We start from the raw sequence: 20280 nt of genomic DNA on the forward strand, positions 1-20280 counted from the left end.
ACCGGCGTCAGCCGAGGTCGCGGCGGCGCAGGGCGGTCAGGCCGGCGGTGACGAGGAGGGCTGTGAGGCCGAGCAGCCACAGGAACGGGGCTGCTGTGGGGTCGCCGCCCGGCAGCTTCGGGAGGTGGCTGAACGGGGAGAGGTCCATCGCCCACTGGGGGAGTCGGGCGGCGGGGCCGATCCAGCCGATGCCGAGGCAGCCGCCGACCACGGCCCAGGTGGCGGCCGCCGCCTTGGGCAGGGCGCCGACGAGCAGGACCGCGACGCCGGTGAGTGCCCAGACGGCCGGGGCCTGGGCCAGGGCCGCGCCCACCGCGGGGCCGAGCCGGCCGCCGACGTCGCCGACCGTCAGGCCGTACGTGAAGCCGAGGCCCAGGCCGCCCAGGAGCAGGATGAGGGCCGTTCCGAGGAAGGCGATGGCCAGGTGTCCGGCGGCCCAGCGCAGGCGTCCGACGGCGCCCGCCAGGACCGGTTCGGCGCGGTCGCCGGTCTCCTCGCCGCGCAGGCGGAGGACGGCGCCCGCCGCGTAGAGGGCCGCGACCATGCCGAGCATGCCGGTCAGCGCTGACACGAACGCGTCGGCCAGGCCCTGTTGCCCGCCCATCCGTTCGAAGATCTCGCGGGTCTGCTCGTTGTCGCCGACCAGGTCGGACGCGCCGTCGGCGATGCTGCCGAAGACGGCGCCGGCCAGGAGGAAGCCGGCCGACCAGCCGAACAGGGTGGTCCGTTGCAGGCGCCAGGCCAGGCCGGTCGGGCCGTTCAGGGAGGCGGGTGCGCGGGCCGGTCCCGGTCGGGCGGGCAGGAAGCTCATGCCGAGGTCGCGGCGCGCGGTGAGCGCGTACGCGGCGCCGGTCGTGACGGCCGTACCGGCGAGGAAGAGCAGGAGCACCCACCAGCGCTCGTCGGCGAACGCGCGCAGGTTCTCGGCCCAGCCGACGGGGGAGGCCCAGGTGAGCGGGGAGGAGGCGTCCTCGGTCGCGGCGTCGCCCGCGGCCCGCAGGACGAAGGCCGCGCCCAGCACGGCTCCGGCGAGGCCCTTGGCGGCCCGCGCGCTCTCGGTGAGCTGCGCGGTGATCGCCGCCAGTCCCGCGAAGACCAGGCCGGTGCCGCCGATGGCGAGGCCCAAAGCCAGTGAGCCGCCAACCGGCTGGCCGGACATGGCCAGTCCGGCGCTGATCAGCAGCGTCAGGGCCGCGTCGGCGGCGAGGGCGGCGAGCAGTGCGGCGGTGAGCGGGGCGCGCCGGCCGACCATGGCGGCGGAGAGGAGTTCCTGGCGGCCCGTCTCCTCTTCCTCGCGGGTGTGGCGTACGACGATCAGCAGGCTCATGACACCGGCCAGCAGTGCGGCGATGCCGCCGATGCGCCAGGCGGTCAGGCCGCCGAGGGAGTCGCTGAACACCGGCCCGTAGAGGGCGCGCAGCGAGCCGTTGGCGGTCATCGAGCCCGCCACTTCCGCGCGCTTGGCGGGCGTGTCGTAGAGCGTTTCCAGGGTGCTGACCATGCTGACGACGGTCAGTCCGAGCAGCAGTACCCAGGCCGGGATCATCAGCCGGTCCCGGCGCAGTGCCAGGCGCAGCAGGGTGCCGGTGCCGGCCAGGTCGCGGGAGCCGCCGGTACGGGCGGTCGCGGGGAGTGTCGCGGTGGTCATCGCAGGTGCGCCTTTTCAGGAGCGGGAGCGGAAGCGGTGGTGGCGGCGGGTGCCGGGCCCTGGGTGCCGCGGGTGTCGTCCTGGTAGTGGCGCAGGAAGAGTTCTTCCAGGGTGGGCGGTGTGCTGGTCAGGCTGCGCACGCCGGACTGGCTGAGCGAGCGCAGCACCGCGTCCAGCTTGTCGGTGTCCACCTGGAGCCGGACCCGGTGGCCCTGGACGTCGAGGTCGTGCACGCCGGGGAGGCCGGAGAGCCCGTCGGGCGCGCCGGCCAGTTCGGCGGTGACGCTCGTACGGGTCAGGTGCCGCAGGTCCGCGAGGGAGCCGGATTCGACGGTGCGGCCCTTGCGGATGATGCTGACGCGGTCGCACAGCGCCTCGACCTCGGACAGGACGTGGCTGGAGAGCAGTACCGTACGGCCGCGGTCGCGCTCCTCCTCGACGCAGTCCTGGAAGACCTCCTCCATCAGCGGGTCCAGTCCGGAGGTCGGCTCGTCCAGGATGAGCAGGTCGACGTCGGAGGCGAACGCGGCGACCAGGGCGACCTTCTGGCGGTTGCCCTTGGAGTACGTGCGGCCCTTTTTGGTGGGGTCCAGTTCGAAGCGCTCCAGGAGGTTCTCGCGGCGGGCGGTGTCGAGGCCGCCGCGCAGCCGTCCGTAGAGGTCGATGGCTTCGCCGCCGGAGAGGTTGCGCCACAGGGTGACGTCTCCGGGGACGTACGCGATCCGGCGGTGCAGGGTGACCGCGTCGCGCCACGGGTCCCGGCCCATCAGCTGCGCGCCACCCCCGTCGGCGCGCAGCAGTCCGAGCAGGACGCGGATGGTCGTCGACTTGCCGGCGCCGTTGGGGCCGAGGAAGCCGTGCACCTCACCGGCCTCGACGTCGAGGTCGAGGCCGTCCAGTGCGAGGGTCCGGCCGAATGCCTTGCGGAGGCCGGACACCGTGATTGCCTTCGTCATGTTTTTGAACGTACGCTTCTTTCACAAATTTGTGAAGTTAAGAAACCGTATAAAGTCGGTGAGGACGGAACGCCGGACCGGGGGAGCAGGGGAAAGGATCAGAGGGTGAGTGAGCAGGCAGAGCAGCAGCAGCGCGAGGGCACCGGGCGGGACGAGGAAGCCGTCTCCCGGTTCGTGGAGCGCTTCGCCGCGGAGCTGACCGAGGCGGGCATGCAGCGGATGGCCGCCCGGGTCTTCGCCGCGCTGCTCACCGCCGACTCCGCCGCCCTCACCTCGGCCGAACTGTCCGAACGGCTGCAGATCAGCCCCGCCGCGGTCTCCGGCGCGATCCGCTACCTGGTGCAGGTCGGCATGGTCCGCCGGGAGCGCGAGCCGGGCACCCGCCGGGACCGCTACCGGCTCCAGAACGAGCTCTGGTACGAGACGCTGGGCAACCGTGACCACATGCTGACGCGCTGGGAAGACGTACTGCGCGAGGGCGCGAAGTCGCTGGGCCCCGACAGCCCGGCGGGCGCCAGGGTCGCCGAGACCGTGGCCTTCTTCGAGTTCATGCAGGGCGAGCTGGCCGGCATGCTGGACCGCTGGCGCAAGTACCGGGACACCCAGCTGCGGGGAGAGGGCTGAGGGATGCCCCCCGTGCGCGGCGGCGTCGCCGCGCACGCTGGAGCAAGCCCCCGCGTCAGTCGTGCGGCAGCGTCAGCCGCCACGCGTCCGGATGCACCGTCCACGTACGGGTCCTGACCGGCCCGCCGACGACCACGTCCGCCCGGTAGCGGAAGTCCGCGCCCGACACGGTCACCGCCCGTGCGCGGGCCCGCACCGGCGGCCCGGCCTCCTGCCAGTGCACCACCACCTCGGCCAGCCCGGCACCGTCACCGTCGCCGGGCGTCACCGAGACCCACCGCACCGGCCGGTCCAGGTCGGCCAGCACCACGCCGTCCGCCTCGACCCGCAGCCGGTGGCCCGCCGTACGGGAGCGCCGGCTGCCGGGCGTGCCGGCCGGGGCGGTCAGCCGCGACAGGGCCGTACGGACCCTGCGGGCGAGGAGGGGCCACCAGGGCGCGCGGGGAACCGGCCGGGGGATTCCGTCCGCGCCGACGCGCGGACCCGGCAGGTGCCGTGCACGCCGCCCCTCAGGGGCCTTCCACGGGCTCCGCAGGCTCCGCACGCCCGGCCGCTCCGGCTCCGTACCGGAGGGGATGTCCAGGCCGCCCAGCACGATGCCGTCGCTGTCGTCCGTGAGCAGGTGCAGGCTCTGCTCCGTACCGTCCAGGACCGCGCGGGCGGCGGCGACGGCGTCCGTCGGCACGCCCAGCGCGCGGGACAGCGCCACCGCGCCCGGCGCGCCCACCGGCACCACCGCGAGGGCCACCCCCGCCAGGTCGCGCTCCTTGTGCAGCAGCGCCACGGCGCGCAGCAGGGCGCGGTCGTCCCCGATCACCACGGGGCGGCGATGGCCGCGGCGGGCGAGTGCCCGCGCGTACTCCTCGGGGCCGTCCGGAAGGCAGATTTTCGCGGCCGCGCCCGCGCACAGGACGTCCTTGGCGATGCGTACGGATTCGCCGTCCGTACGGCGGGCTGCCGGGTCGATGACCACGAGCAGGGGGTGCCCCCGGATCCCGTCCGGGAGAGAGTGCCCAGAAGGCTGCGCCGACACCTCGGTCCTTCCTCAGGTAGCATCTCGGTGCAAGAGCCCCTTGCGCTATTGCGCCAGGGGCTTCGTCTATTCCGGGGCACCGGTTCGACGGCTCTAGCGATGTCGTACGCATGCATCCGCATGCATACGGCCTCACGCACGTTGGACATGCCCCGCCCGGAAGGGGTGTACGCCTGTGCCCGCACTTGTGCTGCTCGGTGCTCAGTGGGGTGATGAGGGCAAGGGAAAGGCCACCGATCTGCTCGGTGGGTCCGTCGACTATGTGGTGCGTTACCAGGGCGGCAACAACGCCGGTCACACGGTTGTCGTAGGCGACCAGAAATACGCGCTGCACCTTCTCCCTTCCGGAATCCTCTCGCCGGGGTGTACCCCGGTCATCGGCAACGGTGTCGTCGTCGACCCGGCGGTCCTGCTCTCCGAGCTGAGCGGACTCAACGAGCGTGGCGTCGACACGTCCAAGCTGCTGATCAGCGGTAACGCGCACCTGATCACGCCGTACAACATCACGGTCGACAAGGTCACGGAACGTTTCCTCGGCAAGCGGAAGATCGGTACGACCGGCCGCGGCATCGGCCCGACCTACGCCGACAAGATCAACCGCACCGGCATCCGGGTGCAGGACCTCTTCGACGAGTCGATCCTGCACCAGAAGGTCGAGGCGGCCCTCGACTTCAAGAACCAGGTGCTGGCCAAGCTCTACAACCACCGTGCGGTGGTCGCCGAGCAGGTCGTCGAGGAGATGCTCAGCTACGCGGACCAGATCAAGGGTTACGTGGCCGACACCACCCTCCTGCTGAACAACGCGATCGACGACGGCAAGGTCGTCCTCTTCGAGGGCGGCCAGGGCACGCTGCTCGACGTGGACCACGGCACGTACCCGTTCGTGACCTCCTCCAACCCGACCGCGGGCGGCGCCTGCACCGGCGCGGGGGTCGGCCCCACGAAGATCAGCCGGGTCATCGGCATCCTCAAGGCCTACACGACCCGGGTCGGCGCGGGCCCGTTCCCGACCGAGCTGTTCGACGCGGACGGCGAGGCGCTGCGCACCATCGGCGGCGAGCGCGGTGTGACCACCGGCCGCGACCGGCGCTGCGGCTGGTTCGACGCGGTCATCGCCCGTTACGCCACGCGCGTCAACGGCCTGACCGACTTCTTCCTCACCAAGCTGGACGTGCTCACCGGCTGGGAGCAGATCCCGGTCTGCGTCGCGTACGAGATCGACGGCAAGCGCGTCGAGGAGCTGCCCTACTCGCAGACCGACTTCCACCACGCGAAGCCGATCTACGAGAACCTGCCGGGCTGGTCCGAGGACATCACCAAGGCCAAGACCTTCGCCGAGCTGCCGAAGAACGCGCAGGCGTACGTCAAGGCGCTGGAGGAGATGTCCGGCGCGCCGATCTCCGCGATCGGCGTCGGTCCGGGCCGGGACGAGACGATTCAGGTCAACTCGTTCCTGGACTGAGGCGTCCGCGCGGTGTGCAGCCGTACATGAGCCGCGTCCCCGCTCCGCCACGGAGCGGGGACGCGGCTCCCGCGTTTTCCGGGGCACTTCCGGAGCACCGCCCGCCTGCCGGGCCGCCGGACCGCTACCGGTGGGCGGGGGTGCTGCCCACGATGGAGGCACGCTGCTGCCTGAGCCGGTAGTTCTCGTCGAGCAGCCGATGGTTCTCCTCGATCAGCGCCCTGCTTCTGCGCACCAGTTCGCGGGACGATTCACGGGTGACCCCCAGCTGCCAGGCCAGGGATTCGTGCCAGGTTTCCACCGTCACGTCTGTCGTGTTCCCGAATACGGCACCCCCATGTACCGCACGGACCTGCATCAGTCCTTCTTCGTGTACGTCAGCGTCTTCTTGCCGTCGTCGAAGACCCGGCGGAGTTTTCCGTCGGGGTGGATGCGGAGGGTGCTGGGTGCGCCCGCGTTGCAACTGGTCGCCGGGCCCGCCACGACGGTGGTCGGGCCGAGGCGCAGCGGCGGGCCGGGGTTCATGAGGATGGCCTTGAACTCGCAGTGGAACTGCGGCCCGTTGGCCTCCATGGCCAGCACGGTGTCGCCGACCTCGCCCTGGGTGAGGGTGAAGCGGTAGTTGGGGCCTCCCTTGCCGTTCTTGGACTCCCACTGGCCCAGGAACTTCTGCGGGATGCTGCCGGGCTCCTTGCCGGCCTTCTGGCCGACCTTGCCGTCCGCCGTGGTCACGGTGCCGCCGTCGGCCTTCGCGGGCGCCCCGTCGTCCTCGTCGGGGCTGAACAGGACGTAGGCGATGCCGATGCCGGCGGTGGCGAGGCCGAGGCCGACGGCGGCGGCCAGACCGGCCGAGCGGGTGCGGCCGGTGCGGGAGCGCCCGGAGGAGCGGGAGCGGCCGGCCTGTCCGGTGCGGCTGCTCTGTCCGGTCTGTCCAGCCGGTCCGCCCGGTCCGGTGCCGTCGGCCTGACCGGTCTGCCGGGCCGGTCCGGTGCGGCTGGTGTGATCGGTGTGGTTTCCGTGGCCGGTGCGGCCTGTGGGGCTCTTGCGGCGGCGGCCGTGGGTGGAGGCCGCCGCGTGAGACGCCGGGGCGGCCCCCGGAGCGCCCGGCGGGGGTGTCGGGGCGTGTGCCGCCGCGTACGGGGGCGCGGAGCCGTGGGCCGATGGCGGGGCGGCTGCCGGGGAGGGCGCCGGAGCGGGGGCCGGGGTCCGGTCCCGGGCCGCGTCGTGATGGCCCCAGGACCCTTCGCCGGGTTCGTCCCAGGCGCCGTTGGGGTTCTCCGCGTCGAGCAGTCCGACCGCGTGCCGCCCCAGCTCGGCGATGAGCGCGCCGGGCAGCCAGGGCTCGTGGCCGTCGTCGTCGGATCTGGTGTACGCGATGAGCTGGTCCGGCGTGGGGCGCTGCGCCGGGTCCTTGGCGAGGCAGGCGGCGACCAGGCTGTGCAGCCCGTACGGCAGCCCGGACAGGTCGGGGTCCTCCTGGGCGATGCGGTACATCAGGGCGTGCACACCGCTGTCGGACGTACCGAAGGGCAGCCGTCCGGTCGCCGCGAACATCAGCACCGAGCCGAGGCAGAAGACGTCGCTGGCGGGCGTGACGGGTCTGCCGCGCACCTGTTCGGGCGACATGAAGCCGGGGGAGCCGACCGCCTGGTTGGTGCGGGTGAGCCCGCCGCCGACGGTCACCGCCTCCAGCGCCCGCGCGATACCGAAGTCGATGACCTTGGGGCCGTCGATGGTGAGCAGGATGTTCGACGGCTTGAGGTCGCGGTGCACGATGCCGGCGGCGTGGATGCTGCGCAGGGCGCCCGCCAGCCCGGCGGCGAGGATGCGTACCGAGCGTTCGGGCAGCGGCGTACGGCCCTCGGTGATCACCTGGCGGAGGGAGGGGCCCGCGATGTAGCCGGTGGCCACCCACGGGGTTTCGGCCTCGGTGTCGGCGTCCAGGACCGGCGCGGTCCACTCGCCGCCGACGCGCCGCGCGGCCTGCACCTCCTGCCGGAACCGGGCCCGGAAGTCGTCCTGGCCCGACAGCTCGGTCTTGACCAGCTTGACGGCGACCGTGCGGCCGCGGTCGGAACGGGCGAGGTAGACCCGGCCCATACCGCCCTCGCCCAGCTGCCCCAGCAGCCGGTAGGCCCCGATCCGCGGCGGGTCCTGGGGGCCGAGCTGCCCGAGGCCGCGCGCTGCGCGCTCATTCACGTTCTGCTTGCCCTTTCACCTTGTTCGCCCTGTGCTCCCGTACGTGCCCTGCGGGGACGGTGCCGCAGGCGCGAACGTTCTGGACGACGCCGCCGGTTTCGTTTCGGTTCCCGGTGTCCGTACGGGCCGTGGTTCGGGCCGAGTGGTGAGTGGTGAACGGCGGTGCGGTCGGGCCGGTCGGGCCGGGCGCGGGCTTCGGAACGGTCGTCAGGACGCGGGCGTGAGACCACACTTCGGTGGCCTCAGTAGCCGAGGTTATCGAGCGCGTGTGACAGCGTCTCCACCGCCTCCACGAGTGTGTGGAAGTCCACCGTGTCGCCGAGCTGTTCGGCCGCCTCAGGGGTGAACGCGCCGCGATACGGGCGGATGCGGCGCAAAGCGGTCAGACCGCTGTCGGTGGGCAAGCGGTCGGACGGCCGTCGGTGGGCAAGCGTCGGACCGCCGTTCGTGGGCAAGCGGACGGGCCGCCGTCCGTGAGCGGTGTCCGGGATCTGATGGTGGTGGACGTCCGCTTCCGGCTGCCGGAACCTTTCTGCAGGCCCGGTCGTACGACCTCACAGCGCGCCCACCGCGGCGGGCCCCGCACGATCACCCGATCCCCCGCTCACCCGCAGCCCCGTCCCCTTTCCGAGGAGACCGTGTGATTCCCGCCGTACGGGCCATCGCCCGCGCCGCCATGGCCGCGCGCCCGATAACCCTCTCCGAACTCCAGGCCCGCGCGGAGCTGATGGCGCGCATCGACCACAGCTACCTCGTGCCCGTCGAGATCTTCGCGGACTTCGCGGCCCGGCTGACCGACCCGCACCGGCCGGGCGGCCCGTTCCAGGCGCTGTGCATCAACGGCCGCCGCTGGTTCGGCTACCACTCCGTCTACTACGACACCCCCGACCTGCGGACGTTCCACGACCACCGGCAGGGCCGCCGGTACCGGTACAAGATCCGCGAGCGGCTGTACGAGGACTCCGGCGAGCGGCAGTTCGAGATCAAGCTCAAGGGGCGCCGCGGCGAGACGCTCAAGCGGCGGCAGCCGCTGCTGCCCGGCGAGGCGACGCTCGGGCGCGGCCCGCGCGGCTTCCTGGCCTCCGTCCTGCGCGGTACGTACGGCATCGCCGCCCCCGTGGACCTGGTGCCGTCGCTGGTGACCGACTACCGGCGCGCCACGTTCGTCGCCGACGGGCAGCGCATCACCTGCGACGCCGGCCTGATCTGCCGGGACGCGGGCACCGGCCGCAGCGTACGGGCCGACGGCGGCCTGGTCCTGGTCGAGACCAAGACCGCGGTATCCGGCCATCTCACGGAGGCGGACCGGCTGCTGCACACCTACGGGCTGCGCGCCGCCGAATTCACCAAGTACTGCGGGGCGATGGCGGCACTGCGGCCCGGCCTGACCGCCAGCCAGTGGCAGCGGGCGGTGCGGGCGGCGTTTCCGCGTACGGCGGCGTAGGAGGCACCCCGCGGGGTGCCTCCCCTTCAGGCGCGCGGGCCCGGCCCGGCCGGGCCGAAGCGGGCCTCCGACAAGGCCACGAGGACGACGGCGGTGCCGCCCGCCACGCCCTGCACCGGCACCGGCACCGGCACCGGCACCGGCACCAGGACGGTACGGCCCCCGGCGTCCGCCCTGGAGTTTCCTACAGCTCCACCGACAGTCTGTCCGCGCCCGTGGTGAGCGGCGTACACAGTGTCGGTACCCGGCGCCGCGCACCGCTCCCTAGGCTGAGGGCGTCCGCCGTACCGTGCCCCTTGGCGGGCCCGAGCGATCCGAGGTAGTGACCGTGACCACGACGCAACCCGACCCGGCAGCCGGTGCGGTAGTGAAGGCCGCCGACCGCGCGCACGTCTTCCACTCCTGGTCCGCGCAGGGCGTGATCGACCCGCTGGCGGTCGCCGGTGCCGAAGGCTCGTACTTCTGGGATTACGACGGCAACCGCTACCTCGACTTCTCCTCCCAGTTGGTCAACACCAACATCGGCCACCAGCACCCGAAGGTCGTCGCCGCGATCCAGGAGCAGGCCGGCAAGCTGTGCACCCTCGCGCCGGGCTTCGCCGTGGACGTCCGCTCGGAGGCCGCCCGCCTGGTCGCCGAGCGCACCCCCGGCGACCTCGACAAGATCTTCTTCACCAATGGCGGCGCGGAGGCCGTGGAGAACGCCGTCCGCATGGCCCGGCTGCACACCGGCCGGACCAAGGTGCTGTCCACCTACCGCTCGTACCACGGCGCCACGTCCGCCGCGATCAACCTGACCGGCGACCCGCGCCGCTGGCCCTCCGACACCGCCTCGGCCGGGGTCGTGCACTTCTGGGGCCCGTTCCTGTACCGCTCGCCCTTCCACGCGGAGAGCGAGGCCCAGGAGTGCGAGCGCGCGCTCGCGCACCTGGAGGACACGATCGCCTTCGAGGGGCCGCAGTCGGTCGCCGCGGTCATCCTGGAGACCGTCCCGGGCACCGCCGGGATCATGGTCCCCCCGCCCGGCTACCTGGCCGGCGTCCGCGAGATCTGCGACCGGTACGGCATCGTCTTCATCCTGGACGAGGTCATGGCGGGCTTCGGACGTACGGGCCGCTGGTTCGCCGCCGACCACTTCGGTGTCACGCCGGACCTGCTGACCTTCGCCAAGGGCGTCAACTCCGGGTACGTACCGCTGGGCGGCGTCGCGATCTCCGCCGAGATCGCCGCCACCTTCGACCAGCGCCCCTACCCGGGCGGCCTGACCTACTCCGGCCACCCGCTGGCCTGCGCCTCCGCCGTTGCCACGATCAACGCGATGGCCGAGGAGAAGATCGTGGAGAACGCCGCGGCGATCGGCGAGAAGGTCATCGGGCCCGGACTGCGCGCCATCGCGGAGCGGCACCCGTCGGTCGGCGAGGTGCGCGGCACGGGGGTCTTCTGGGCGCTGGAGCTGGTCCGGGACAAGGAGACGCGGGAGCCGCTCGTGCCGTACAACGCGTCGGGCGCGGCCAACGCCCCGATGGCCGAGTTCGCGGCGGCCTGCAAGCGCGGTGGCCTGTGGCCCTTCGTGAACATGAACCGTACCCACGTCGTACCGCCCTGCACCGTCACGGAGGCCGAGGCGAAGGAGGGCCTGGCCGCCCTGGACATGGCACTGTCGGCGGCGGACGCGCACACCGGCTGAGCCGGGACGCGGCGGCCGGGGGCGGTGCCCGGGGGCAGTGGGGCCCCCCCGTGGGGCCGGTGGCGTACGGCCCAGGGGCGGGTGCGGACGTCTCCGGGACCGGACGCGGGCGGCCCTCCGCGGCCCCGGCCGCCCCCGGCCGCTCCCGCGCCACCGTCGCCCCGCCCGTCCCCCTCGCTTATCGTGAGGGCGACGGCCGCTCTCCTTGCGCGGTCTACGGACCATGCGGTCGCGCGGGCCCCCGGGCCCACGGGGCCGCCGAAGGAGACGGACACGATGCCCGCCGGCCCAGGCAGCGGAGTCATACGGCGCAACACCCTGCGCCAGCAGATCGCCGACGCGCTGCGCGACGAGGTGCTGGCCGGACGGCTGCCCTGCGGAGACCAGTTCACGGTCAAGGAGATCGCCGAGCAGTACGGGGTCTCCGCGACGCCGGTGCGCGAGGCGCTGCTCGACCTGTGCGCCCAGGGCCTCCTGGACGTCGAGCAGCACCGCGGCTTCCGGGTGCACGCCTTCACGGCCACCGACTACCGGGCCATGGTCGAGGCCCGCACCCTGATCGTCGAGGGCATCTTCCGCACGCGTGCCGACCGGGCGCTGAGTGCCGTGTCCCCCGCGGCGCTGATGTCCGTCCGGCGCCGCGCCGAGGAGGCCGAACGGGCGGCGCGGGCCGGGGACTTGGACGTGCTGATCGGGTACGACCTGCGCTTCTGGCGTGAACTGGGCAGCCTGGTGGGCAACCCGTACATCAGCGACTTCCTGGACCGGGTGCGCGTACAGAGCTGGGTCTTCGCCGTGCCGCTGCTGCGGCGCGAGAGCGATCTGCGGGGCCGGCTGTGGCACGGCCACCGGGATCTGGTGAGCGCCGTCGTGCGGCACGACCTTCCCGAGGCGCAGCGGCTGGTGCGCGAGTACAACGACCACTCCCTCGCCCTCGTCGGCGGCCCTGCCTAGCACTACGCTGTCCCGACCAAACCCCCCACCCGACCGGAAGCGAGCCTCATCCGTGGCATGTGACCTGTGGCTGGTCCCCCTTGTCGATGTGCTGTGCCACAGCCCCGACAACCCCTTCTCCGAAGAGATCGCCGCCTACGACCAGGCCCTCACGGAGGCGGGACTGCCGCCCGTCCCCGTCTTCAGCTACATGCCCGGCCTGTCCGGGGACGTCGCCCCGGTCGCGGGCTTCGACTACGACGCGCTGCACTTCCTGCGGCGTGCGTACCTGCTGCGGATCTGCGGGCTCGAAGTGACGCCCGTGGACGAACTGGGCGGGGACTACGAGCAGTTGCTGGAGATGTTCGAGACCACGGCGCAGGAGTCGCACCTGGTCTGGCACTACGACCATGCCGGGGCGTACGTTCCGGTCGACTTCCCGCACCCGCTGGCCACCGACGAACTGCTGGAGGGCGGCGGTCCGCTGGGCTCGGCGCACGGGCTGCTGCGCGACCTCGAACTGGTCGCGCCATCCATCGGTATCGATCCGGCCAATCCGCCGGCCGCGCCGCAAGCGCCCGCGCGGCCCACCACGCTGGAGGAACGGGTGGAGGGGCTGCCCCTCGACGACAGCCCGTTCGCGCGCGAGCGGCACGTCTGGCTGGGGCTGCACGCCGCAGCGACCCGCAGCCTGGGCCAGGGGTCGATGATCGTCTTCAGCTGACGGCGGCGGCCGGGCGCGCCGCTGCCGGCGCTCTCCGCGTGGCGCGCGCGGGCGTACGCCTCAGCGCGGTGACTCGGGCGGGCGCTGCCGCGGCATGTTGGGGCGGGTGCCCGGCGGGAGCGTGATCCGGCCAGGTTGCGGACCGCCGGGCTCCGGCCGCTGCCCCCACGGTGCCGTGGCCCGCGCGGCCGGTGGCAGCGGGCCCGGACGGAACTGCGCCATCCAGTCGGCGGTCTCGGCCCTGACCAGCTCCGCGATGTCCTCGTTGAACCGGCGCAGCACGCCCAGGCAGCGCTCCGCCGCCTCGCCGGCGGTGCCCTCCGTCGGGCCGAGGACCTCGCGTACGTTCTCCGAGGCCCAGTCGAACTGGAGCGTGTCGAGGCGGCGTTGCACCGCCTGCGCGGTCGCCACGTCCCGCATCCAGCCCGCGGTCACCCCGAAGAACCGGTCGGCGGCGACACACACCGCCGCCACCAGCAGCGCCAGATACCCCCACTGCGCGCCCCCGGGCGCCACCCCGGTCAGGTCGAGCAGCGGCATCAGGCCGCCCGTGGCCACGCCGGCCGCCGCCCCCAGGCGCAGCGCCCGCGCCCCGCGCCGTTTGCCCGCCCGGTCGTGCAGATACCAGGAGGCGGCCTGCAGGGCGCCCTCCTCGACCCAGTGGTACAGCTCGTCGAGGCGCTCAGCCGGCTCGCCCCAGTCCCCCAGCGGAAAGGGGCGGCCCCCCAGATCGCCGCGGCCACCCCCCGGCCCGCGCTCCTCCCGAGGGAGCCCCTCGGGCTGCATCTCCGGCTGACTCACCCGTGCACTCCCTCATGCAGATACGTGCGGTGCGCGCGGTACGTACGAGACGGCCGGTGCGCACCCACCTTCCTACCGCCGAACGGTGGGCCTCGCCCCCAAGATCGCTTTATTTCCGCCCGGAAGTGGTGCGGAATCAGGTATAGGACCCTGCCCGCTCTCACTCGAAAGAGTGGCCACTGCCCTTCGTTGTACGGTTTCCCCGCCTTACGCCCGACTCGTCCCCGCGTCCCGCCCGGCCGCCGGGGGCCCCGCGGAGGGCCCCGCGGAGGGCGCCGCCCCGCGCCCGCGCCGGTGGCGACTAGGCTGCTCACGTGAAGGTCCTCGTCATCGGCGGCGGCGCCCGCGAACACGCCCTGTGCCGCTCACTGTCCCTCGATTCCGACGTCACCGCGCTGCACTGCGCCCCCGGCAACGCCGGCATCGCCGAGGTGGCCGAGCTGCACACCGTCGATGCCGTCGACGGCGCGGCCGTGGCGGACCTGGCGCAGCGCCTGGAAGCGGAGCTGGTGATCGTCGGCCCCGAAGCGCCGCTGGTCGCCGGTGTCGCCGACGCCGTCCGCGCGCGCGGCATCCCGGTCTTCGGCCCGTCCGCGCAGGCCGCCGAGCTGGAGGGCTCCAAGGCGTTCGCCAAGGACGTGATGGCCGCCGCCGGGGTGCCCACCGCCCGCAGCTACCTGTGCACCACCCCCGCCGAGATCGACGCGGCGCTGGACGCGTTCGGCGCCCCGTACGTGGTCAAGGACGACGGCCTCGCGGCCGGCAAGGGCGTCGTGGTCACCGAGGACGTCGAGGCGGCCCGCGCCCACGCGCTGGCGTGCGACCGGGTGGTCATCGAGGAGTTCCTGGACGGCCCCGAGGTCTCCCTGTTCGCCGTCACCGACGGCGAGACCGTCGTACCGCTCCAGCCCGCCCAGGACTTCAAGCGCGCCCACGACGCCGACGAGGGCCCGAACACCGGCGGCATGGGCGCCTACAGCCCGCTGCCCTGGGCCGACCCCAAGCTGGTCGACGAGGTGCTCCAGACCGTCCTCCAGCCCACCGTCGACGAGCTGCGCCGCCGCGGCACGCCCTTCTCCGGGCTGCTGTACGCGGGCCTGGCGATCACCTCGCGCGGCGTGCGCGTCATCGAGTTCAACGCGCGCTTCGGCGACCCGGAGACCCAGGTCGTGCTGGCCCGGCTCCGTACCCCGCTGTCCGCGCTGCTGGGCGCCGCCGCGACCGGCACGCTCGCCGCGCTGCCGCCGCTGCGCTGGAGCGACGACGCCGCGGTGACGGTCGTGGTGGCCTCGCACAACTATCCGGGTACGCCGCGCACCGGCGACCCGATCGGCGGGCTGGCGGAGGTCGCGGAGCAGGACGCGCCCGGCGCGTACGTCCTGCACGCCGGTACGAAGAAGGACGCCGCCACCGGCGAGGTCGTCAGCGCGGGCGGCCGGGTGCTGTCCGTGACGGCCACCGGAACCGACCTGGCCGCGGCCCGGGAGCGCGCCTACCGGGCGCTCGGCCGGATCACGCTGGACGGTTCGCACCACCGTACGGACATCGCGGCGCGGGCGGCGGGGGAGAGCTGAGGCGCCCGTCCGCCCCCGGGCCGCCGTGGTCCTGCCGCCGAACTGCCCCGGGCCCGCTCCGGGGCGGTTTCCGGTCCGGTCCTCGCCGGACCCTGCTCCCGGCGGGTTCGGACGTTTTTGGCCGGGATAAGGCTCCCGGCTTTACCCAAAGCCATTCCATCGAGTGACCGCACCGCTATCCGGCTGACGGGGAGGGAAGCCCCAACTAGGGTTCCCCGCAAGCGTCGTGCGACGCCCGTGCCGCCCGGCGGCACGGCTGCCGCGGCGGCGTCCGGCAAGTGGCTCACCGGCATTGCGGTGTCGGTGGCCGGTGCCACAGTGGTGGGGAGCGGGCATCGCCGCCGGAAGCCGTCCGCGGCCCGGCACCGTTGCCCCGCTCTCGTCGTCCCGTGTTCTCTTTGTCCCGTTGATCAGGGCAGCAGGGGGTGTACAGGCTCGTGGCAGGTCCGGAAGCAGGAGCAGAGGCGGCGCGCGCCCGCGCGCTCGCGGTGCTGCGGATCCGCGGCGCGGCGCTGGGCGTGGCCCTGGTGCCCGCGGCGGTGGCCGTGGTGCTGCTCGTCGGCGGTCTCACCGGCCGTATCGGCCGTGCCGACCCGGTGACGAGTTCCAGCGGCTGGGACGTGGCGCGCTGGGCCGTGACGGGGCTCGCGCTGGTGGTGCTGCTGCTGGCGGCGCTGGTCACGGCCGTCATCGTCCGGGCCCGGCCCGCGCTGAGCCCGTCGGTGCCCATAGCCGAGGCGTCGGCGCCCGACCTCTACCGCCTCGTACGGGACCTGGCCGACCGCCTGGAAGTGCCCGCGCCGTCCGCGATAGCCCTGACGCCCGACTGCGACAGCTGGCTGGAGGACCGTACGCACCGCGCGCACGCCCCGCCGCGCGGCCGGGCGGCGGGCGGCGGGGGAGCGGATACGGGAGCGCGCGCCGGGGCGCGCGCCGCGCAGGCGCCGGTCCTGGTGATCGGTTCGCCGTTCATGTGGTGGATGCGGGTCGCCGAGCTGCGGGCGCTGCTGGCGCCCGTCGTCGCCGGCACCGGCCCCTCCGCCAACCCCGACATAGCCGCGGCCCGCCGCTTCGTACGGGGGCTGGACGCCGCGGTGGCGGTCTCCGCACGCGCCAAGAGCCCCTTGGCCGCACCGGCGCCGGCGTTCGTCGGCTGGGTGGCGCGCCTGCTGCTGCGGGCCTGCCGTGAGCACGCGCTGGAGATGGAGCGGTGCGTTGCCGCCGCCGCGTCCGAGCGCGCCCAGAGCGTCGACTACGGCCTGCGGATCGTCGCCCAGGAGCAGGTCGGCCTGGCGTACGCGGGCTGGGACCGGCTGCTGACCCGGGTCGCGCTGCCCGCCTGGCGGATGGGCCGCTGGCCCTCCCGGCTGGACGCCGGGGTGGTCTCCGCGCTCACCGAACTGTCCCGCCGCGACCGTCTGGCCGAAGGTTTCACCTCCCGTCTGGGCGAGCGCCCGGCGTGCGACCTCCTGGAGGAGCCCGGCGCCGTGGACCGCGCCGCCTCCCTCCTCGCCGCCCGCCTGTTCCACGGCGGCCCGGCCGAGCCGGGGCCCGACTGGTCCCCGGTCGGCTGGCAGCAGTATCCGGAAGAGGTCGTGGACCGCAAGTGGCGCCAGGAGGCGGCCCGTCTGCACCGTGTGCTGGACGCGCTCCCGCCGGCGCCGGTTCCGGGCGGCGCCACCCAGCCGCCGCGCCCCCCGGCGGCGCCGGAGCGGGCCTCCCGCTCCGAGTGCCGCATACCCCGCCCGATGCCGCAGCCCTCGATGCCGCAGCCCCCGGCGGCGGAGTTCCCGGTGGCGGGGTCCCCGGCGGTGGAGTCCCCAGGGGTGGAGTCCCCGGCGGCGGAGCCCTCGTCGGCGGAGCCCCCGGAGCCGGGTCCGGAGTCGGGGCCGCAGCCGTCCGCCCGGTCCGCCGATCCCGGCCCGGAGAGCTCCGGGCCGACGCTGATCAGGGTCATCGAGCAGTTGATGGCCGACGAGGGCGCGGGCGACCTCGTCGCCGCCCGGCTCGGCGCCGAGCTGGCGCGCGAGGAGCGCGCGGAGGCGGAGCGCCAGGCGGCCCGCACGCCGGTGGCCGACGGCCCCGACGCGGGCGTGTCCTGGGGCGACGGTCTCGCCGACGGCCTCCCGCTGTTCCCGATGCAGCCCCCGCGCACGGGCCGCGAGCTGCTCGCCGACCACGTGACCGCGATGGTGTGCTGCGCCGCCGTGGACACCGCCGGCGCCGCCCCCGGTCTGGACTGGCTCGACGGGCCGGTCCTGCTGGTCGACGGCGCGCGCCGGTCGGATCTGGGCCACCCCGTGCTCCGGCTCGTCGACGACGGCGACGCCGGGCCGCTGGGCGACTGGCTGGGCCAGGTCGGGGTGCGGCCCGAGAAGCCGGTCCGGCTCGTGTGAGGGGCGCCAAGGGCGCGAGGGGAGCGTACGGGGGCGCATTCGGGGGCATGAAGGAGCCGAGTGCGCCTGTTGTCGGGCCCCACTCCGCATCACCCGTACGACCGGGCTGAATGTTCCCCTCCAGTTCGTCGTTCATGGCCTGAACCCTCGCGAATTCACGACGAAGGGTGACGGGGCAAGTGCGTAATGTGATGTGCTGGGGGTGGCCCCAGTCGTTCAATCGAGCACGACATCTGAGTGCCGCGGCGGCCTGCTCAGTCGGCGGGGGGACGCAGGGAGGGGAGTACGAATGGGGACGGAGCAGATCCGGCGCTGGGAGTCGGGAGCGCTTGCGCACGCGGTCACGGACCCGTTCGGACAGGGCCCGCTGCCCTGGCTGCGCGGCAGTGAGAACTACTTCGACTCCGGCCAGGTGGTCCCCTGGTACGTCGATCCGGCGGTGGTCCCCGGCGAGAAGCGGCTGCCCTCGCCCCGCTCCAGCGCCGGTCCCCGCACGGCGGACGACGTACGGCAGCAGATCAAGGGCTTCGTGAGCACCGGCGCGGTCGCCCCCGGCGAGGCCATCGACTTCCGCGTCTCGGTCGACCCGCCCCAGCCCTTCAGCATCGACATCTACCGCATCGGCCACTACGCGGGCACCGGCGCCGCCAAGATCACCACCAGCCCCCGGCTGGCCGGCATCGTGCAGCCCGCGCCGCTCACCGCCGACCGCACCGTCTCCTGCCACCACTGGTGGCTCTCCTGGCGCCTCCAGGTCCCCGCGTACTGGAAGCTGGGCGCCTACGTCGCCGTCCTGACCACCACCGGCGGCCACCGCAGCCACGTCCCCTTCACGGTCCGCGACGCCCACCCCGCCGACCTCCTGCTGCTCCTGCCCGACATCACCTGGCAGGCGTACAACCTCTACCCGGAGGACGGCCGCACCGGCGCCAGCCTCTACCACGCCTGGGACGCGGACGGCTCGCTGCTCGGCGAGCCGGACGCCGCCACCACCGTCTCCTTCGACCGTCCGTACGCGGGCGCCGGCCTGCCCCTGCACGTGGGCCACGCCTACGACTTCATCCGCTGGGCCGAGCGCTACGGCTACGACCTCGCCTACGCCGACGCCCGCGACCTGCACGCCGGGCTGGTCGACCCGTCCCGCTACCGCGGCCTGGTCTTCCCCGGACACGACGAGTACTGGTCCCAGCCCATGCGCCGGACCGCCGAACTGGCCCGCGACAGCGGCACCTCGCTCGTCTTCCTGTCCGCCAACACCATGTACTGGCAGGTCGAACTGGCCCCCTCGCCCGCGGGACCGGACTCCCTGCTCAGCTGCCGCAAGCGGCAGGGCCCCGGCCGGCCCGCCCTCTGGCGCGAGGCCGGCGACCCGGAGCAGCAGCTGATGGGCATCCAGTACGCGGGCCGGGTGCCGGAGCCCGCGCCCCTGGTCGTCCGCAACGCGGACCACTGGATGTGGGAGGCCACCGGCGCCCACGAGGGCGACGAACTGCCGGGCCTCGTCGCGGGCGAGGCCGACCGCTACTTCCCCCGCACGCCCCTGCCCGAGCACAGCCACCGCATCCTGCTGGCCCACTCCCCGTACCTGGACGGTGAGGGCACGCGCCGCCACCAGGAGACGTCGCTGTACCGGGCCCTCAGCGGCGCCCTGGTCTTCGCGTCCGGCACCTTCGCCTGGTCACCGGCGCTGGACCGCCCCGGCCATGTCGACGAGCGCGTCCAGCGCGCCACGGCCAACCTGCTCGACCGGATCTGCAAGCGCGACTGACCGGGAGCCCCGGGGCCCGCCGCTTACCGCGCCGCGAACGGCCCCAGTTCCCGCGCCAGCGCCACCGTCAGCGCCCGGAAGATCCGTACCTCCGGGTTGGGGTCGCCCGCCCGCGTCACGAGCACGCTGTGCGCGCTCGGCGCGTCCAGCACCGGCACGTACACCGTCCCGGGCCACGGGTAGTAGCGGGCGAAGGACTTCAGCCCGGAGCCCGCCCCGCGGCCCGCCGCGACGCTCGTCAGCACGTCGTGCGGGGTCAGCGCGCAGTCCGGGGCGCGGCGCTCGCCCTCGTCGAAGTAGAGGTAGTCGGTGAACGGGCGCGGCGTGTGCCGGGGCAGCCGCAGGTACGGCAGGTCGAGGATGTCCGCGACCCGTACGCCCGTCGCCGCGGCGTCCGCGAGCTGCGAGGCCGCCGAGACCGCGACGATCCGCTGCTCGGTGGTCAGCACGTCCACCTCGATGCCCTCGGCCTGGATCGCGGGCCGTACGAACGCGACGTCCACCCGGTCCTCGCGCAGCGCGCTGCAGTGCTCCGTGAAGGTCAGCTGCACCAGCTTCAGCGGGACGTCGGGGCGCGCCCGGCGGAAGGCGTTCACGGCCGCCGGTGTGACCTCGGACGAGCCGTGCCCCATCACCCCCACCCGCAGCCCGCGTGCCGCGAGGGACGCCGCCGCCGAGGTGCGCTGCGCGGCCTCGGTCACGTCCTCCACGGCGGCGTTCGCGGCGGCCAGCAGCGTACGGGCGTGGGAGACCAGCCGCTGCCCGGCGGCGGTCGGCCGTACGGGCCCGTTGCCGCGGTCCAGCAGCCGGGTGCCGAGCTCGCGCTCCAGCTGTTGCACGTGCTGGGTGACCGCGGCCGGCGACAGAAAGAGCCGCGACGCGGCCCGCCCGAAGTGTTCTTCCTCGACCACCGCCAGGAAGGAAGACAGTCGTCGCAGGTCCATACGTGCCACGATAAATCGTGCGGGCGTCCGGACCCGGGTCCCGTTCACGATTCCTGAACGGGGGCGGCGCCGGGGGCCTCCGGCCTC

17 protein-coding genes are annotated in these 20280 nt (G+C 73.8%); 9 read left to right on the forward strand and 8 right to left on the reverse strand.

From position 1 onward, the window contains the following. Positions 1 to 7: 7 nt before the first annotated feature. Positions 8 to 1648 (reverse strand): ABC transporter permease, encoded by a 1641-nt coding sequence (locus tag A6A06_RS31420; RefSeq protein WP_073765737.1) that lies wholly within the window; start codon positions 1646 to 1648, stop codon positions 8 to 10. Next, positions 1645 to 2604 carry an ABC transporter ATP-binding protein gene (locus A6A06_RS31425; protein WP_073765739.1) on the reverse strand — a complete coding sequence of 320 codons (960 nt, stop codon included), beginning with the start codon at positions 2602 to 2604 and terminating at the stop codon, positions 1645 to 1647. Before A6A06_RS31425 ends, A6A06_RS31420 begins: the two co-directional genes overlap by 4 nt. Before the next feature lie 105 nt (positions 2605 to 2709). Here A6A06_RS31425 and A6A06_RS31430 point away from each other — a divergent pair, with 105 nt between their 5' ends. Further along, positions 2710 to 3228 (forward strand): GbsR/MarR family transcriptional regulator, encoded by a 519-nt coding sequence (locus A6A06_RS31430; protein WP_073765741.1) that lies wholly within the window; start codon positions 2710 to 2712, stop codon positions 3226 to 3228. 55 nt (positions 3229 to 3283) lie between these two features. Here A6A06_RS31430 and A6A06_RS31435 read toward each other — a convergent pair whose 3' ends face one another. Further along, positions 3284 to 4261, reverse strand: a complete 978-nt coding sequence (locus A6A06_RS31435) for a hypothetical protein (protein WP_242441033.1) — start codon at positions 4259 to 4261, stop codon at positions 3284 to 3286. Positions 4262 to 4436: 175 nt separating this feature from the next. Between A6A06_RS31435 and A6A06_RS31440 the strand changes: the two genes are divergently transcribed. Further along, positions 4437 to 5723 (forward strand): adenylosuccinate synthase, encoded by a 1287-nt coding sequence (locus A6A06_RS31440; RefSeq protein WP_073765745.1) that lies wholly within the window; start codon positions 4437 to 4439, stop codon positions 5721 to 5723. Positions 5724 to 5847: 124 nt separating this feature from the next. Here A6A06_RS31440 and A6A06_RS31445 read toward each other — a convergent pair whose 3' ends face one another. From A6A06_RS31445 to A6A06_RS42285, 3 genes are all read right to left on the reverse strand, one after another. Continuing rightward, positions 5848 to 6030 carry a hypothetical protein gene (locus A6A06_RS31445; protein WP_073765747.1) on the reverse strand — a complete coding sequence of 61 codons (183 nt, stop codon included), beginning with the start codon at positions 6028 to 6030 and terminating at the stop codon, positions 5848 to 5850. Positions 6031 to 6080: 50 nt separating this feature from the next. Then, positions 6081 to 7922, reverse strand: coding sequence for a serine/threonine-protein kinase (locus A6A06_RS31450; RefSeq protein WP_073765749.1), 1842 nt, complete (start codon positions 7920 to 7922; stop codon positions 6081 to 6083). Positions 7923 to 8164: 242 nt separating this feature from the next. Further along, positions 8165 to 8326: a hypothetical protein gene (locus tag A6A06_RS42285; protein WP_199931282.1), complete on the reverse strand. Its 162-nt coding sequence runs from the start codon at positions 8324 to 8326 to the stop codon at positions 8165 to 8167. Positions 8327 to 8562: 236 nt separating this feature from the next. Here A6A06_RS42285 and A6A06_RS31455 point away from each other — a divergent pair, with 236 nt between their 5' ends. The 4 genes from A6A06_RS31455 (at position 8563) to A6A06_RS31470 (ending at position 12710) form a co-directional block, all read left to right on the forward strand. Further along, a complete protein-coding gene (locus A6A06_RS31455) occupies positions 8563 to 9366 on the forward strand; it encodes a polyphosphate polymerase domain-containing protein (RefSeq protein ID WP_073765751.1) in 804 nt (267 codons plus the stop codon). 328 nt (positions 9367 to 9694) lie between these two features. After that, entirely contained in the window at positions 9695 to 11053 is a 1359-nt protein-coding gene (locus A6A06_RS31460) for an aspartate aminotransferase family protein (protein ID WP_073766069.1), read from the forward strand. Between the two features lie 276 nt (positions 11054 to 11329). Then, entirely contained in the window at positions 11330 to 12007 is a 678-nt protein-coding gene (locus A6A06_RS31465) for a GntR family transcriptional regulator (RefSeq protein ID WP_073765753.1), read from the forward strand. Between the two features lie 52 nt (positions 12008 to 12059). Further along, on the forward strand, positions 12060 to 12710 hold the full coding sequence (locus A6A06_RS31470; RefSeq protein WP_073765755.1) for a hypothetical protein: 651 nt from the start codon (positions 12060 to 12062) through the stop codon (positions 12708 to 12710). 60 nt (positions 12711 to 12770) lie between these two features. Here the strand turns inward: A6A06_RS31470 and A6A06_RS31475 are convergent, their stop codons facing one another. Beyond that, positions 12771 to 13511 (reverse strand): SLATT domain-containing protein, encoded by a 741-nt coding sequence (locus tag A6A06_RS31475; RefSeq protein ID WP_073765757.1) that lies wholly within the window; start codon positions 13509 to 13511, stop codon positions 12771 to 12773. Positions 13512 to 13825: 314 nt separating this feature from the next. On the opposite strand from A6A06_RS31475, the gene purD reads away from it, so the two are divergent. From purD to A6A06_RS31490, 3 genes are all read left to right on the forward strand, one after another. Then, positions 13826 to 15085, forward strand: a complete 1260-nt coding sequence (gene purD / locus A6A06_RS31480) for a phosphoribosylamine--glycine ligase (protein ID WP_073765759.1) — start codon at positions 13826 to 13828, stop codon at positions 15083 to 15085. 437 nt (positions 15086 to 15522) lie between these two features. Next, positions 15523 to 17481, forward strand: coding sequence for a hypothetical protein (locus A6A06_RS31485; protein WP_073765761.1), 1959 nt, complete (start codon positions 15523 to 15525; stop codon positions 17479 to 17481). Positions 17482 to 17770: 289 nt separating this feature from the next. Further along, a complete protein-coding gene (locus tag A6A06_RS31490; protein WP_073765763.1) occupies positions 17771 to 19249 on the forward strand; it encodes a N,N-dimethylformamidase beta subunit family domain-containing protein in 1479 nt (492 codons plus the stop codon). A 23-nt stretch (positions 19250 to 19272) separates the two neighbouring features. On the opposite strand, the gene A6A06_RS31495 is transcribed toward A6A06_RS31490, so the two are convergent. After that, on the reverse strand, positions 19273 to 20193 hold the full coding sequence (locus A6A06_RS31495) for a LysR family transcriptional regulator (RefSeq protein WP_073765765.1): 921 nt from the start codon (positions 20191 to 20193) through the stop codon (positions 19273 to 19275). Positions 20194 to 20280 lie beyond the last annotated feature (87 nt).

It is taken from the genome of Streptomyces sp. CB02923, from assembly GCF_001905005.1.
GTDB lineage: Bacteria > Actinomycetota > Actinomycetes > Streptomycetales > Streptomycetaceae > Streptomyces.